10 protein-coding genes are annotated in these 12,413 nt (G+C 71.9%); 6 read left to right on the top strand and 4 right to left on the bottom strand.

The window, feature by feature from the left end:
- Positions 1-146: 146 nt before the first annotated feature.
- From DGO_RS12205 to DGO_RS12195, 3 genes are read left to right on the top strand one after another with little or no spacing between them, the layout of a single operon-like run.
- Complete coding sequence (locus DGO_RS12205; protein ID WP_145975322.1) at positions 147-2,768, top strand: sensor domain-containing protein; 2,622 nt, start codon at positions 147-149, stop codon at positions 2,766-2,768.
- Between the two features lie 48 nt (positions 2,769-2,816).
- A complete protein-coding gene (gene rlmB / locus DGO_RS12200; protein WP_014685833.1) occupies positions 2,817-3,533 on the top strand; it encodes a 23S rRNA (guanosine(2251)-2'-O)-methyltransferase RlmB in 717 nt (238 codons plus the stop codon).
- The gene (locus DGO_RS12195) at positions 3,530-4,435 is read left to right on the top strand and encodes an aldose epimerase family protein (RefSeq protein ID WP_338032385.1); all 906 of its coding nucleotides are present in this window, start codon (positions 3,530-3,532) and stop codon (positions 4,433-4,435) included. The genes rlmB and DGO_RS12195 overlap by 4 nt, the downstream gene beginning before the upstream one ends.
- 385 nt (positions 4,436-4,820) lie before the next feature.
- Here the strand turns inward: DGO_RS12195 and DGO_RS12190 are convergent, their stop codons facing one another.
- Together DGO_RS12190 and DGO_RS12185 are read right to left on the bottom strand one after the other, a co-directional pair.
- Entirely contained in the window at positions 4,821-5,033 is a 213-nt protein-coding gene (locus tag DGO_RS12190) for a hypothetical protein (protein WP_014685831.1), read from the bottom strand.
- Positions 5,034-5,062: 29 nt separating this feature from the next.
- Complete coding sequence (locus tag DGO_RS12185; RefSeq protein ID WP_014685830.1) at positions 5,063-6,175, bottom strand: S1C family serine protease; 1,113 nt, start codon at positions 6,173-6,175, stop codon at positions 5,063-5,065.
- A gap of 67 nt (positions 6,176-6,242) precedes the next feature.
- On the opposite strand from DGO_RS12185, the gene DGO_RS23300 reads away from it, so the two are divergent.
- The 3 genes from DGO_RS23300 to thyX all read left to right on the top strand — a co-directional run bounded on the left by DGO_RS23300 (position 6,243) and on the right by thyX (position 8,214).
- Complete coding sequence (locus DGO_RS23300) at positions 6,243-6,680, top strand: hypothetical protein (protein WP_014685829.1); 438 nt, start codon at positions 6,243-6,245, stop codon at positions 6,678-6,680.
- A 38-nt stretch (positions 6,681-6,718) separates the two neighbouring features.
- A complete protein-coding gene (locus DGO_RS12175) occupies positions 6,719-7,207 on the top strand; it encodes an EVE domain-containing protein (RefSeq protein WP_014685828.1) in 489 nt (162 codons plus the stop codon).
- Between the two features lie 302 nt (positions 7,208-7,509).
- Positions 7,510-8,214, top strand: a complete 705-nt coding sequence (thyX, locus tag DGO_RS12170; protein ID WP_145975321.1) for an FAD-dependent thymidylate synthase — start codon at positions 7,510-7,512, stop codon at positions 8,212-8,214.
- A gap of 50 nt (positions 8,215-8,264) precedes the next feature.
- Here the strand turns inward: thyX and DGO_RS12165 are convergent, their stop codons facing one another.
- Entirely contained in the window at positions 8,265-10,322 is a 2,058-nt protein-coding gene (locus tag DGO_RS12165) for a S9 family peptidase (protein WP_014685825.1), read from the bottom strand.
- Between the two features lie 296 nt (positions 10,323-10,618).
- On the bottom strand, positions 10,619-12,193 hold the full coding sequence (gene ilvA, locus DGO_RS12160; protein ID WP_050920802.1) for a threonine ammonia-lyase, biosynthetic: 1,575 nt from the start codon (positions 12,191-12,193) through the stop codon (positions 10,619-10,621).
- Positions 12,194-12,413: the final 220 nt, after the last annotated feature.

Genomic DNA, 12,413 nt, shown 5'->3' with positions numbered 1-12,413 from the left:
TCTGGCGCGGCCTGAGACGCGGCCTTGCACGAATGCCGTAAGAACTCGTGTGGCAGGCTGTCGGGCACGCGGGCCGGTGTCCGGACGGCGCTCCGGGCGCCTGCGCCTTACCCCGTCCCTTCCCGCCCACCGAGGTTTTGCCCTGTATGTCTGCTTCTCTCGCCACCGATCCTGCCCTGCACCTCGCCCTGCGTGACCTGATGCGTGTCCACGCCCCGGAAGCCACCCTGCTGGCCTCGGCAGGCGAAAGCGTCGTGCGGGTGGAAGCGGGCGCCGTTCAGGCGCTGCCGCCCGGTGCCGAGCTGCTGCCGCCCGACCACTGGCTCGATCAGGGTGAACTCGTGTGGCTGACGCAGGAGGGCGCGCTGCTGGGACTGCTGTGGTCGGCCGAGCAGGTGGTGTCGGCGGCGGCGGTGCAGGTGCTGACGGTGGTCCTGGCGGCGGCGCGCGGCGGTCAGGCGAGCCGCGAGGCCGACCTGCTCATCACGCAGCTCCCGGCGGCGACCGCCTGGCTGTCGTCCGACCTGTCCTTCCGGCAGGTGAGCCGCAGCTTTCTGGAGCTGTTCGGATTGAGCGGCGCGGCGGTGGTCGGAGCGAGCCTGGAAAGCGTATTTCCCTCGGCCCCCGACCTGCGCAGCCAGCTCTCGGGCGCGGCGTCGGGGCACGCGGTACAGCTGCGCGACGAACTGCTGCTGCGCGGCGAGTCGCGGCGCTGGGTGCGCGGCGAGGCCAAGCCGTATTTCGGCGGCGCGGTGGCGGGCGTGCTGTGGACCGTGCAGGACGTGACCCCCGAATACGTGCGGGCCGGCGAGGTCTCGGCGCTGCTGGACACCGAGCTGCCGCTCGCGCTGCTGGGACCGGGCGGCGTGGTCGTGCAGGCCAGCCGGGGCTTCATGGCCCTGCGGCCGGGAGGGGCGCCGGCCGAAGAGGACCCGGGCGCGCCGCTGTGGACCTGGCCGTCGTTCGCGCCCCAGGCCGAGTCGGCGCTGCGCGGCATGCTGCGCTCGGCGCAGGCCGGCGAGACGGTGCAGGCCGACGTCCCTCTGGCAGGCGGCCAGCGCCTGAACTTCACGGCGCGGCCCAGCCCCTTTACCCCCGATCTGGTGGTCTTGCAGGGGCCCCCCGAGGCCAGTGGGACCCCCAGCGCGGTGGTGTCGCAGGTCCTCAGCCTCAGCGGGGCGGCGACCATCCTGCTCGATGCGGGCGGGCGCGCGCAGCTCATCAGCGAGCAGGCCGCCAGCCTGCTGGACCTCAACGCCGCGCAGCTGACGGGCACGCGCCTCTCGAAAGTGCTCCAGCAGCTCGGCGTGCGCCTGGCGACGACCACCGGACAGCCGCTGCTGCTCGACGACGTGTCGGCCCCCCAGCCCGACCCGCGCGAGATTCTGGTCACGTTGCCCGGCGGTGTCACGCGGCAGATCGAACTGCGCGTCACGGCGGTCGAGGGCGCGGGCAAGAAACCCAGCGTCCTGCTGGCGCTGCGTGACGTGTCGGCCCTGCGCCACGCCCAGGCCAAGCTCCGGCACGCCTCGCAGCACGATCCCCTGACCGGGCTGGCCAACCGCGCCGGACTGCGCGCCCTGCTGGCCGAGGTACCCGCCGGTCCCGGCACGGTCGTGGCCCTGGACGTGGACGCCTTCGGGGCGCTGAACGCGGCGCTGGGCCGCACGGCGGGCGACCTGCTGCTGATCCAGGTGGCGGCGCGGCTCAACGACCTCGCGGGGCTGCACGGCGGGCGCGCGGCCCGGCTGGCCGACGACACCTTCGCCCTGTTCCTGCCGGGAGTGGGGGCCGAGATCGGCGCGCAGAAGGTGCAGGCGGCGCTGCGTGAACCGCTGCGCGCCGGGCAGCGCGTGGTTCCCGTGACCTTCGCGGTCGGTGCGTCGGTGTACGGCGAGGGGGCGACCGAACAGGCCCTGGCCGACGCCGACGTGGCCCTGCAACATGCCCGCCGCCGGGGCCGCGCCCAGATGCTGCTGTTCGCCCCCGAGCTGCGCGACGACGAAGCCCTGGATTTCCGGATCGAGGAGGACCTGCGCGGCGCGGCGGCGGCCGGACAGTTCGCGCTGCTCTATCAGCCGGTCGTGAGCCTGAAAAACGGCCGCGCACTGGGTGCCGAGGCCCTGCTGCGCTGGACGCATCCGGAACTGGGCAACATCTCGCCCGCCCGCTTTCTGCCCATCGCCAGCCGCAGCGACCTCATCACGGGCATCGGGGAGTGGGTGGTGCGCGAGGCGCTGTCGGGCCGCTCGACCGTGCGCGAGGCGACAGGCCGCAGCGACTGGCGCACGAGCGTCAACCTCAGCTTGGAAGAACTGCGCCGGCCCGGCGCGGCGCAGCGCCTGCTGCCCCTGATGGCCCGGCACCACGCCCTGGACATCGAGGTGAGCGCCGGCAGCCTGACCAACCACAGCGAGGAGACGCTGGGCCTGCTCGGCGGCCTGCGCTCGCGCGGCGCGCAACTCGTGGTGGACGACTTCGGGGACAGCGCGAGCAGCCTGACCGCCCTGACCCAGTTTCCGCTCAGCGGCCTCAAGCTGCACCCCACCCTGACCGCGCAGCTGCCCGGCGACGAGCGCTCGCTGCGGCTGGTTCAGGGCACGGTGGATCTCGCCCACAGCCTGGGCCTGCAGGTCACGGCGGTGGGGGTCGAAACCTACACGCAGCTCGACATGCTGCGCGATCTGGGCTGCGACGCCGCGCAGGGCTACGCCATCGCTCCGGCCCTGAGCGCGCTGGACCTGGCCGAGTGGGTGCGTTCACGCTGAACCCTCCGGCCGGGCGCGCAGGCCCCGGCCCGGCACTACACTGCCTCCATGCTGCTTTACGGAAGAAACCCGGTGCTCGAAGCCCTGCGTGAGGGCCGCGCCGACGAGGTGCTCCTCGCGCGCGGCGTCGAGCCGGCCTTCACGCGGGAGGTCGAGGCGACGGGCGCGCGCGTGCGCTGGGCCTCGCGCATCGAACTCGACCAGATGGTGGGCACGACCCAGCACCAGGGCATCGTCGCGGAGGTCGCCGATCTCGCCTGGGCCACGGTGGACGACATCCTCGACCGCGCCGAACAGAAGGGTGAGCCTCTGCTGATCGTGCTGCTCGACGGCATCACCGACCCGCGCAACTTCGGGGCGATCATCCGCTCGGCCGAGGTGCTCGGCGCGCACGGGGTCGTGGTCGAGGAACGCCGCAGCGCGCCCCTGTCGCCGGTCGTCGCCAAGACGGCGGCGGGGGCCACGAGCTACCTGCCGGTCGCCCAGACCAAGAACCTTCCGCGCCTCATCGACCAGCTCAAGGAGGAGAACGTGTGGGTCTACGGCGCGGCGGGCGAGGCCGCGCAGGACCTGGGCCGCACCGATTTCTCGGGCAAGCTGGCCCTGGTCATCGGGGCCGAGGGCGAGGGCCTGCGCCGTCTGGTGCGCGAGAAATGCGACGCCCTGGTAAGGATTCCCACGCGTGGGCAGGTCCAGAGCCTCAACGCCTCGGTGGCGGCCGGCATCCTGCTGTACGAGGCCACGCGCGGCCGGGGCGCCCAGTGAGCACCGTGGGCCTGGAGGTCCTGAGCCTGCGCAGCGATCACCTCGCGCTGGACGTGCTGCCGGGCATCGGGGCGAGCGTGCTGAACCTGCGGGCCGCCTCGGGCCGCCCGGTGCTGCGCGCGGTGGACCCGGCGGGCGTGAAGAGCAGCAGCCAGTGCGCGAGCTTCTCGCTCGTGCCCTTCAGCAACCGGGTGCGCGACGCCCGCTTCACCTTCGCGGGGCAGGCCCACCAGCTGCGCGTGACCACCGCCGATGGCCTGACCCAGCACGGCGACGTGCGTAACCGCCCCTGGCAGGTCGAGGCGGCCGACGACGAGAAGCTCCGGCTGCGTTTCGACAGCCGCGAGTTCGGCGACCTGAACTGGCCCTGGGCCTTCGGGGCGCAGATGGAGTACCGCCTGAGCGGCGCGGCGCTGGAGATGACCCTGAGCCTGACCAATCTGGACACCGCCGACATGCCCGCCGGCCTGGGGCTGCATCCCTACTTCGCCCGCCGGCAGGACGGTGTGGACCCGCAGGTATCGTTCGGCGCGGACCTGATCTATGACATGGACCCTCGCTCGCTGCCGCTGGGAGCCGCGCGCCCCGTACGCCCGGACGAGGATTTCCGCTCGGCGCACCCGGTGGGGGAGCGCACCATCGATCAGGTGTACGCGGGCTGGGACGGCCACGCGCGTCTGGACTGGGGCACGCGGGCGCTGAACATGCAGGCCGACCCGGTCTTCTCGCATCTGGTCGCCTTCACGGCCCCCGACGGCTCGCTGGCGCTGGAGCCGGTGAGTCACGCCACCGACGCCCTGAACCTCGCCCCACAGGGGGTGCCCGGCGTGGACCTGCGGGTGCTGACTCCGGGCGAGTCGCTGGGCGGTACGGTGCGCCTGACCCTGGAGGGCGACTGGTAGGCCGGTCACCCCAAGGCAGGAGAGGTGTCCGTTCAGGTCCCGGCGTCGAGCTGGCCGGCTTGCCGGAGGGCTGGCGAATATATGGCGTGTGGAAAAGGGGGACGAGTGGCCGAGGCCGGTCGGCTCCCTGCTCTCCTCGCCCAGTTGCCCAGGGCCCGGGATTTGGTTGAAGGCGGTGGCGATGTGGTCCTGACAGCCCCAGACTCCACCGACAAGGGCGAGGCGTAGCCACGGCCATTCTCTCTGCCGGGCGGCCGGACAGCTGGAAGGCGAGGACCAGCCCCGGGCCTTGCGAAATCCCCAGCCTGGTTGACAGCACGGAGCACCGGCATATCAGCTGTTTCGGACATGCCGGTCGATGGGCCGGAAGGTTGGGAGGAACGGGCTAGGCACAGGCCAGCAGCTTCCCGTCGCGGGCACGCAGCTCGAAGCCGGCGCTGGGCCGTGCCCGCATCCAGAGCAGGGCACCGATGAGGTCGTCGGTTTCACGAACGATCTCGGGCGTCCCGGCACGGGGCAACACCACGCGGTACTCGTGGGCTTCGGCAGGCGGTGTCCAGCGCTCGCCGCCGTCTTCCTTGACGAATGCTCTCGACATCTCTCCAGTGTGCGCGCCGGAGGTGCGGTTCAGGTGGGCGAGCAAGGACTGGCGCTTGAGGGAGTGTTGAGGTCCTGCACGCTGCGCCGGGCCGCCAGCGTGAGCTGCACCGCGAGGCGCTCCTTGCCGCGCAGGACGCTCAGCTGCACCGTGTCGCCGATGCGGCGGCGCTGCACCTGCGTGATGAAAGCGTCGGCGTCGGGCGTGCTCACGCCGTTCACGCTCAGGATGGCGTCACCCAGGCCGGTGAGGTTGCCCTCGGCGTCGGTGCGGCAGCCCTGGAGGCCCGCGCGTTCGGCGGGGCTGCCGCGCGCCACCCGCAGCACCACCGCGCCGGGGGGGTCGGTCAGGCCGCTGTGGTTGGGGTCGAAGACGAGGCCCACGACCGGCGTGTCGCGTCTGGCCCCGGCGCGCAGCTCGGCGATGAGGGCGTTGCCCTCGGTCACGGGGACGGCGTAGCTCGTGCGGGTCTGGCCGCTGCTGTCCTGGCGCACATAGCTGACCACCCCGATGGCCTGCCCGTTGCCGTCGATGATCGGGCCGCCGCTGTCGCCGGGGGCCAGGGGGGCCGTCATCTCCAGCGTGCCCTGCGGGAAGTCGGCCCGCCCGGCCGCCACGTTCAGGCGCAGCAGTCGCCCGCGCCGGGGTTGCAGGAAGTCGCCCCCGCTGTTGCCGATGGCCAGCACCGTCTCGCGCACACGCGGCGCGCGGGTGGCGAGGTTCAGGTACGGAAAGTTGCCGCCGCCGCGCACCTGCAGGAGGGCCACGTCGGCCGCCGCGTCGAAGGCCGTGACCTGCGCCTGATACGAGCGGCCCGACAGCGTGGTGACCCGGAACAGTTGCCCGTCGCTGACCACGTGGTACGCCGTGAGCAGCTGCCCGCCGCCGTCGATGAAAAAGCCGGTGCCGATGCCCCCGGTGCCGGTGCGCGCGTTGAGGCTCTCGACCCGCACGGCCGAAGGCCGGGTCTTCTCGAACAGGGCCAGCGTCTCGGGTGGCAGCTCGCCGGGCAGGGCCGGGGCCGCGCTGGGCGCCGGCAGCTGCAACAGGTCCGGCACACTGTCCGGCGCGAACTGGGGCAGCAGATAGGCCGTGCCGGACAGCAGCAGCAGGACGGGAAGCCAGGGCGAAAAGCGGCGCACCCGCAAAGTCTAGGGCGGGTGGCCGGGCGACAACGTGCGGGAAGGCCCAGAGGGCGCGGCGCCCCAGATGGGTCAACGCCGCCGCAAGAACCGTGAGAAGATCGTGGGCACCACCCCTTATGAAACGACTTCTTCCCACTGCCCTGCTGCCGTCCCGGCCCTGAACGCCTGTACTCCAGTCCTGAGCAGCGCCACGCTGGAGTTGTCGCCCTCCTCCCTGCAACTGCGCCAGGGGAGCAGCGCCACCGTGCGGGTGGGGTTCCGGAGGTATGTGTACGGCAACGAGGCCCCGGACGGCTACCGGCTGTCCGTGACCGACATCGGGCTTTCGGGCCTGCGGATCAACACGTTCAAGCCGTCCCTGGCCGCCGACGACATGGCGACCTTCACGGTCGAGGCGGCGCGCAACGCGGCCCCGGGGCGGCGGAGTGTGATCGTGACGGTGCCGGACCCGGAGGGCAAGGGCGACGTCCAGAGGACGCTGGACATCAACGTGGTCCCCTGATTCTGCGCAGGGGCCGGGGCGCGCTAGCCTGGGCCCGTATGGCGTGCTGGCTGCTCAAATCCGAACCCGACGTGTTCGGCTACCCCGACCTCGTGCGTGCCGGGCGCGAAGCCTGGAACGGCGTGCGCAACTATCAGGCCCGCAATTTCCTGCGCGAGATGCAGGAGGGCGACCTGTGCCTCTTCTACCACTCGAACGCCCGGCCCAGCGGCGTGGCGGGGGTGGCGCGGGTGGTGCGGGCCGCCTATCCCGACGACCTGCAATTCGACCCCGCCAGTCCCTACCACGACCCGCGCAGCGACCCCGCCGCCCCGCGCTGGAGCATGGTGGACGTGGAGGCGGTCACCGCACTGCCGCGTCTGGTCCCGTTGGAGACCCTGCGCGCCCTGCCCGAGTGGCAGGACTCGCCGCTGGTGCGCAAGGGCACCCGCCTGAGCGTGCTGCCGGTCACGCCCGAGCAGTTCCGGGCTGCCGTGGCGGCAGGGGGAGGCGTTCCCGGCACGGCGCTTTCCCTGAACCCGACTTGAGCAGAGTGTCACGGTTCTGTTAGAGGCCCTGGGGCATAGTGGGGTATGGAACTGCTGCTGGCCGCTCTGGCGACGCTCACCGCACTTCTGCTCGCTTCGCGGCAGGCCGCCCCCCGCAAGTACGCGCGGGTGCCGGTGCGCCACCATTCCCGACGCTGAACCTCCTCCTGCGGGCCAGTTCCTCCCTCCTTCCTGGTCCGTCCTCCCAACTGGCCGCCGGTCTCCCTCCCAGGACCGGCGGTTTTCCGTGCAGGAAGGCCTGGGCTATTCAGCCCGCTCCGGCCAGGATACTATTCGGGATTGTGACTGAAGCTGCCAAGCCTGCCGAACCTCTCTTCCCCCTGGGCGACGGCCTGGGCAGCGTCTCGCTCGTGCAGCACGTGGGCGACGACAAGATGATCGTCAACGCGGCCCGCGTCTCCTTCGGGGGCGACAATCTGGCCCCGCTGAGCGGCAAGGACGAGCGGCTGCTGCGCTACCTGCTGCGCCACCAGCACGGCAGCCCGTTCGAGCACAACCTCATCACCTTCAAGGTCGTGTGCCCGATCTTCGTGGACCGCCAGATGGTCCGCCACCGCTCCGGGGTGTCTAAAAACGAGATTTCCGGCCGTTATGTCGAGATGCAGGAGCGCAACTTCATGCCGCCCGCCTTCCGCCGGCAGGCCCCCAGCAACCGCCAGGCGAGTGTGGAGGACGACGGCACGCTGGACCAGGCGGCCGCCACCCACATCTGGGAGGAGGCGTGGCGAGCGGCCTACGGGGCCTATCAGGCGCTGCTGACGCTGGGCGTGACGCGGGAGCAGGCGCGGGGCGTGCTGCCTCAGAGCCTCTACACCGAGTCCTATTACACCTTCAACGTCCGCAGCCTGCTGCACTTCATCGGCCTGCGGGACCACGAGGGCGCGCAATACGAGACCCGGCAGTTCGCGCGGGCGATGGCCCAGCTCGCCGAGCCGCTGTTCCCCGTGACCTTCCGCGAGTGGCGCGCCCTGCACGCCGGGGAGTAGGCGTCCGGAGGATGCGGGGGGCCCGGAGGTGATCCGGGCCCCGCGTTTCCTTACAGTTGGCCCCCGACGGCTGCGAGCGCGAAGGCGTACTCCTCGGCCGTCTCGTTCAGGGCGTCGTAACGGCCGCTGGAGCCGCCGTGGCCCGCCCCCATGTTCGTCTTGAGCACGAGTTCGCCGCTGCCCCCTTGCCGCAGCGTCCGCAGCCGCGCCACGTACTTGGCCGGTTCCCAATACGCCACGCGCGGGTCGTTCAGGCCAGTGGACACGAACAGGTGCGGGTAGGTCGCCGCCTTCAGGTTGTCGTAGGGCGAGTAGGCGCGCATGTCGGCGTAGGCCGCCGCCTCGCCGGGGTTGCCCCACTCGTCGTACTCGCCGGTGGTCAGGGGGATGGAGTCGTCGAGCATGGTCGAGAGCACGTCCACGAAGGGCACGCCGACGAAGGCCGCGCGGAACAGCTCCGGGCGCAGGTTCAGCACGGCGCCCATGAGCAGCCCGCCCGCACTGCGGCCCATCGCCACGAGGTCGCCCGCCACCCCGGCCGCGCGCAGGTGTTCGCCCGCCGCGACATAGTCGGTGAAGGTGTTCATCTTGTTCGAGAGCCGCCCGGCGTCGTACCAGCGCCGCCCGAGTTCCGAGCCCCCCCGGATGTGCGCGATGGCCCACACCCAGCCCCGGTCGAGCAGCGGCAGCCGCGACATGGAGAAGCCCGGGTCCATCGGCGCGCCGTAGCTGCCGTAGCCGTACAGCAGCGTGGGGGCGGGCAGCGCCGTGTCCCGGCGCCGCACCAGGCTCACCGGCACGCGCTCGCCGTCCGGGGCCGTGGCCCACACCTGCTCGGCGACGTACTGCGCCGGGTCGTAGTTCGGCACCGGGGTCGCCTTGACCAGGCGCGTCTCCAGCGTCTCGAGGTCGAGGTCGAGGTGCTCGGCAGGCCGCGTCAGGCTGGTGTAGAGGATGCGGGCCATGCCCGAGTCGTACTCGCGGTTCGCCCCGAGGCGCACCGTGTAGCTCGCCTCGGGAAAGGTGACCGGGCGCGCCTCGCCGTAGCCCCCGGCCGTGCGGGGCAGCACCCACAGCCGCGTGAAGCCGCCCTCGCGCCCCGCGAGCAGCAGGTGCGAGCGGAACAGGTGAAAGCCGGTGAGGTAACGTTCAGGGCTGTAGGGCAGCACGGGTTCGGCGTCGGCCAGCGTGGCGCCCTCCCGCTTGGGCAGGCGCCTCAGCGCGAATTCGGAGGCCCCGTCCGCGTTCGTGAGGAGCAGCCAGTGGTCGCCGCCGTCGGTGAGCAGCGGAACTTCGGTGCCGCGCTCGCGGGGCAGTACGGGGGCGGGTCGGGCCTGGGTGTCGCGGGCGTCCAGCACCCACCACTCCTGCGCCATGTTGGCCTCGCTGGCGATGAGCACCGTTTCGCCGTTTTCCGCGAGTCCGGCTCCGGCGCGGAAGGTCGGGTCATTTTCCTCGAAGAGCAGGTCGTCGCCCGCCTGGGGCTGGCCCAGCCGGTGCCGCCAGATGCGGAAGGGGCGCTGCGTGGCGTCGTCGGTGCCGTAGATCAGGGCGTCCCCACCTGCCCAGGCCAGGGTCCAGCCGCTCAGGCCGGTCAGGGGCGGCTCGGCCAGCTCGCCGGTCCGGGTGTCGAGCACGCGCAGCTCGAACACCTCCTGCCCGGTCGTGTCGAGCAGGTAGGCCCACAGCTGCCCGTCCGGGCTGGGGCGCGCGGCGTAGACCCACACGTTGGCGTGGCCCTCGCGCGCCTTCAGGGCGTTGAGGTCGAGCAGCACCTCGTCCTCGCCGCCCTGCGCGGGCCGCCGCAGGAAGATGGGGTGGGCCTGCCCGGCCGCCGTGCGCGTGAAGTACAGCCAGTCGCCCTCGCGCACCGGGGGCTGGTCGTCGTCCTCCTGCACGTGCGAGAGCAGCTCGGCGTAGATGGCCGCCTGCGTGTCCCTCAGCGGCGCCATGACCCCGGCCAGGTAGGCGTTCTCGCCCTCCAGGTAGCCCAGCACCTCGGGATCGGCCCGGCCCTGCGTCTTGAGCCAGTGGTAGTCGTCGGGCCGGTCCTCGCCGTGAAGGCTGTGCGTGACCGGTTTGCGGGCCGCCTGTGGGGGGGTGGGCATGCGCCGAGGGTAGCAGGGGAGGGAGGCGGTGCGTGGAGAAAAGCGGAAAAGAGGCGGGCCGCTATCCCTCTGGACAGAGGCGGCCGCCTCACTGCCTGAATCCCCACGAAGGCCGTCGTGCGCACAGCGCGCGGGCCATTCCGGGCGGGCAGGGCTGGCCCCGAACTGAGCCGTCACGCCGTCAATCAGAACATCCCTATCAACGCCCGGGACGACTCTGGCCGAGCGCAGCGAAAAACTCCCCCTCTCCTCGGGAGGGGGGCTGGGGGAGAGGGAAAGCGGAAACGAGACGTCCCTCAGGTCAGAAACAGCCGGTACGCCGGATTCTCGCTCATGTCCTCGGCCGGGTAGCCCAGCCCCGCCAGGAACGCCCCGAATTCGGGCAGCTCGCCCTCGGGCACCTGAATCCCCGCCAGCACCCGCCCGTGCGCCGAGCCGTGGTTGCGGTAGTGGAACAGGCTGATGTTCCAGGTGCCCTGGAGGTGCGTCAGGAAGTCCAGCAGCGCGCCGGGCCGCTCGGGGAAGGTGAACGAGTACACCCGCTCGCCCTCAGCCTCGGGCGCCCGGCCCCCGACCATGTGGCGCACGTGCACCTTGGCGAGTTCGTCGTCGGTGAGGTCGGTGACGGCGTAGCCCAGGCCCCGCAGCTGCGTCACGAGTTCGCCCCGCTGCGCGGCGTGCGCGAGCTGCACCCCCACAAAGATCTGGGCCTCGCTTCTGGGCGCGTAGCGGTAGTTGAACTCGGTGATGGCCCGCGCGCCGACCACCTCGATGAACTCGCGGAAGGCCCCGGGCCGCTCGGGGACGGTCACGGCCAGGATGGCCTCGCGCCGCTCGCCGATCTCGGCCCGCTCGGCCACATGGCGCAGGCGGTCGAAGTTCACGTTGGCCCCGCAGGTCAGGGCGACCAATGTCTCGCCGCTCAGGCCGCGCTCGGCGGCGTATTTCTTGAGGCCCGCGACCGCCAGCGCCCCGGCCGGTTCCATCACGGCGCGCGTGTCGTCGAACACGTCCTTGATGGCCGCGCACACCTCGTCGGTGTTCACGCGCACCCAGTCGTGCACGTAGCGCCGCGTGAGGTCGAAGGTGTAGGCCCCGACCTGTTTGACCGCCACGCCGTCCACGAAGATGCCCACGGTGTCCAGCCGCACGCGCTCGCCGGCCTGGATGCTCTGGTACATCGCGTCGCTGTCGTCGGGCTCCACCCCCACGATCCGCACGCCCGGCTTGAGGGCCGCCAGGACGCTCGCCACCCCCGCGATCAGGCCGCCGCCACCCACCGGCACGAACACGGTGTAGTCGTCGCCCGGCACCTGCCGCAGCAGTTCCAGCGCCACCGTGCCCTGGCCCGCCAGCACCAGGGGATCGTCGTAGGGGTGCACGAAGGTCAGGCCGCGCTCGCGTTGCAGGGCGAAGGCGTGGGTCTCGGCGTCGCTGAAGCTGTCCCCGTACAGCACGACCTCGGCCCCGCGCGCCCGGCAGGCCTGCACCTTGATGTCGGGGGTGGTCGCGGGCATCACGATCACGGCGGCGATGTCCAGGGCCTGCGCCGCGAAGGCGACCCCCTGTGCGTGGTTGCCCGCCGAGGCGCAGATCACGCCGCGCGCCGCCTCCTCGGGCGTGAGCTGGCTCATCTTGTTGTACGCGCCGCGCAGCTTGAACGAGAAGATGGGCTGCTGGTCCTCGCGCTTGAGCAGCACCCGGCTGCCCACCCGCGCGCTCAGGCGCGGCGTCTCACTGACCGGCGTCTCGATGGCCGCGCCGTAGACCTTGCTCGTCAGGGCGAGGCGCAGCACGTCCAGGGCGTCGAGTTGACCGGGCTGGGGCTGGGGCGGGCTGGGCTGGGAGAGGTTCGGGGTGGGGTGGGTCATGGCTGGGGCCTCCAGGCAGAAGGAAAAACCCCCGCATCCGGGCGGGGGCAACGTGGCAGCGCGCAGGCCGTCAGGTGAAGTCCCCGAGTCGGCCCGAAATTCGCGCGGCGGTCATGGGCGCAGCATAGGCCGCCGCCGGCCCGCCGGGTCGCGGCACGGGTAGACAAGGCCGGGGGAGGAGGGCCGGCCGGTTCTCGCGCGCCGCCCTCATAAACCTTGA

It is taken from the genome of Deinococcus gobiensis I-0 (genome assembly GCF_000252445.1).
Taxonomy (GTDB): domain Bacteria; phylum Deinococcota; class Deinococci; order Deinococcales; family Deinococcaceae; genus Deinococcus; species Deinococcus gobiensis.
The sequence above is the reverse complement of the archived record's forward strand: the minus strand, read 5'-3'. Positions and strand labels throughout refer to the sequence as shown.

What these genes read in the sequence shown, in the direction of transcription:
- DGO_RS12205 (WP_145975322.1), top strand. Translation starts at nt 147, where the DNA reads ATGTCTGCTTCTCTCGCCACCGATCCTGCCCTGCACCTCGCCCTGCGT.
- rlmB (WP_014685833.1), top strand. Translation starts at nt 2,817, where the DNA reads ATGCTGCTTTACGGAAGAAACCCGGTGCTCGAAGCCCTGCGTGAGGGC.
- DGO_RS12190 (WP_014685831.1), bottom strand. Translation starts at nt 5,033, where the DNA reads ATGTCGAGAGCATTCGTCAAGGAAGACGGCGGCGAGCGCTGGACACCG.
- DGO_RS23300 (WP_014685829.1), top strand. Translation starts at nt 6,243, where the DNA reads ATGGGTCAACGCCGCCGCAAGAACCGTGAGAAGATCGTGGGCACCACC.
- DGO_RS12175 (WP_014685828.1), top strand. Translation starts at nt 6,719, where the DNA reads ATGGCGTGCTGGCTGCTCAAATCCGAACCCGACGTGTTCGGCTACCCC.
- DGO_RS12165 (WP_014685825.1), bottom strand. Translation starts at nt 10,322, where the DNA reads ATGCCCACCCCCCCACAGGCGGCCCGCAAACCGGTCACGCACAGCCTT.
- ilvA (WP_050920802.1), bottom strand. Translation starts at nt 12,193, where the DNA reads ATGACCCACCCCACCCCGAACCTCTCCCAGCCCAGCCCGCCCCAGCCC.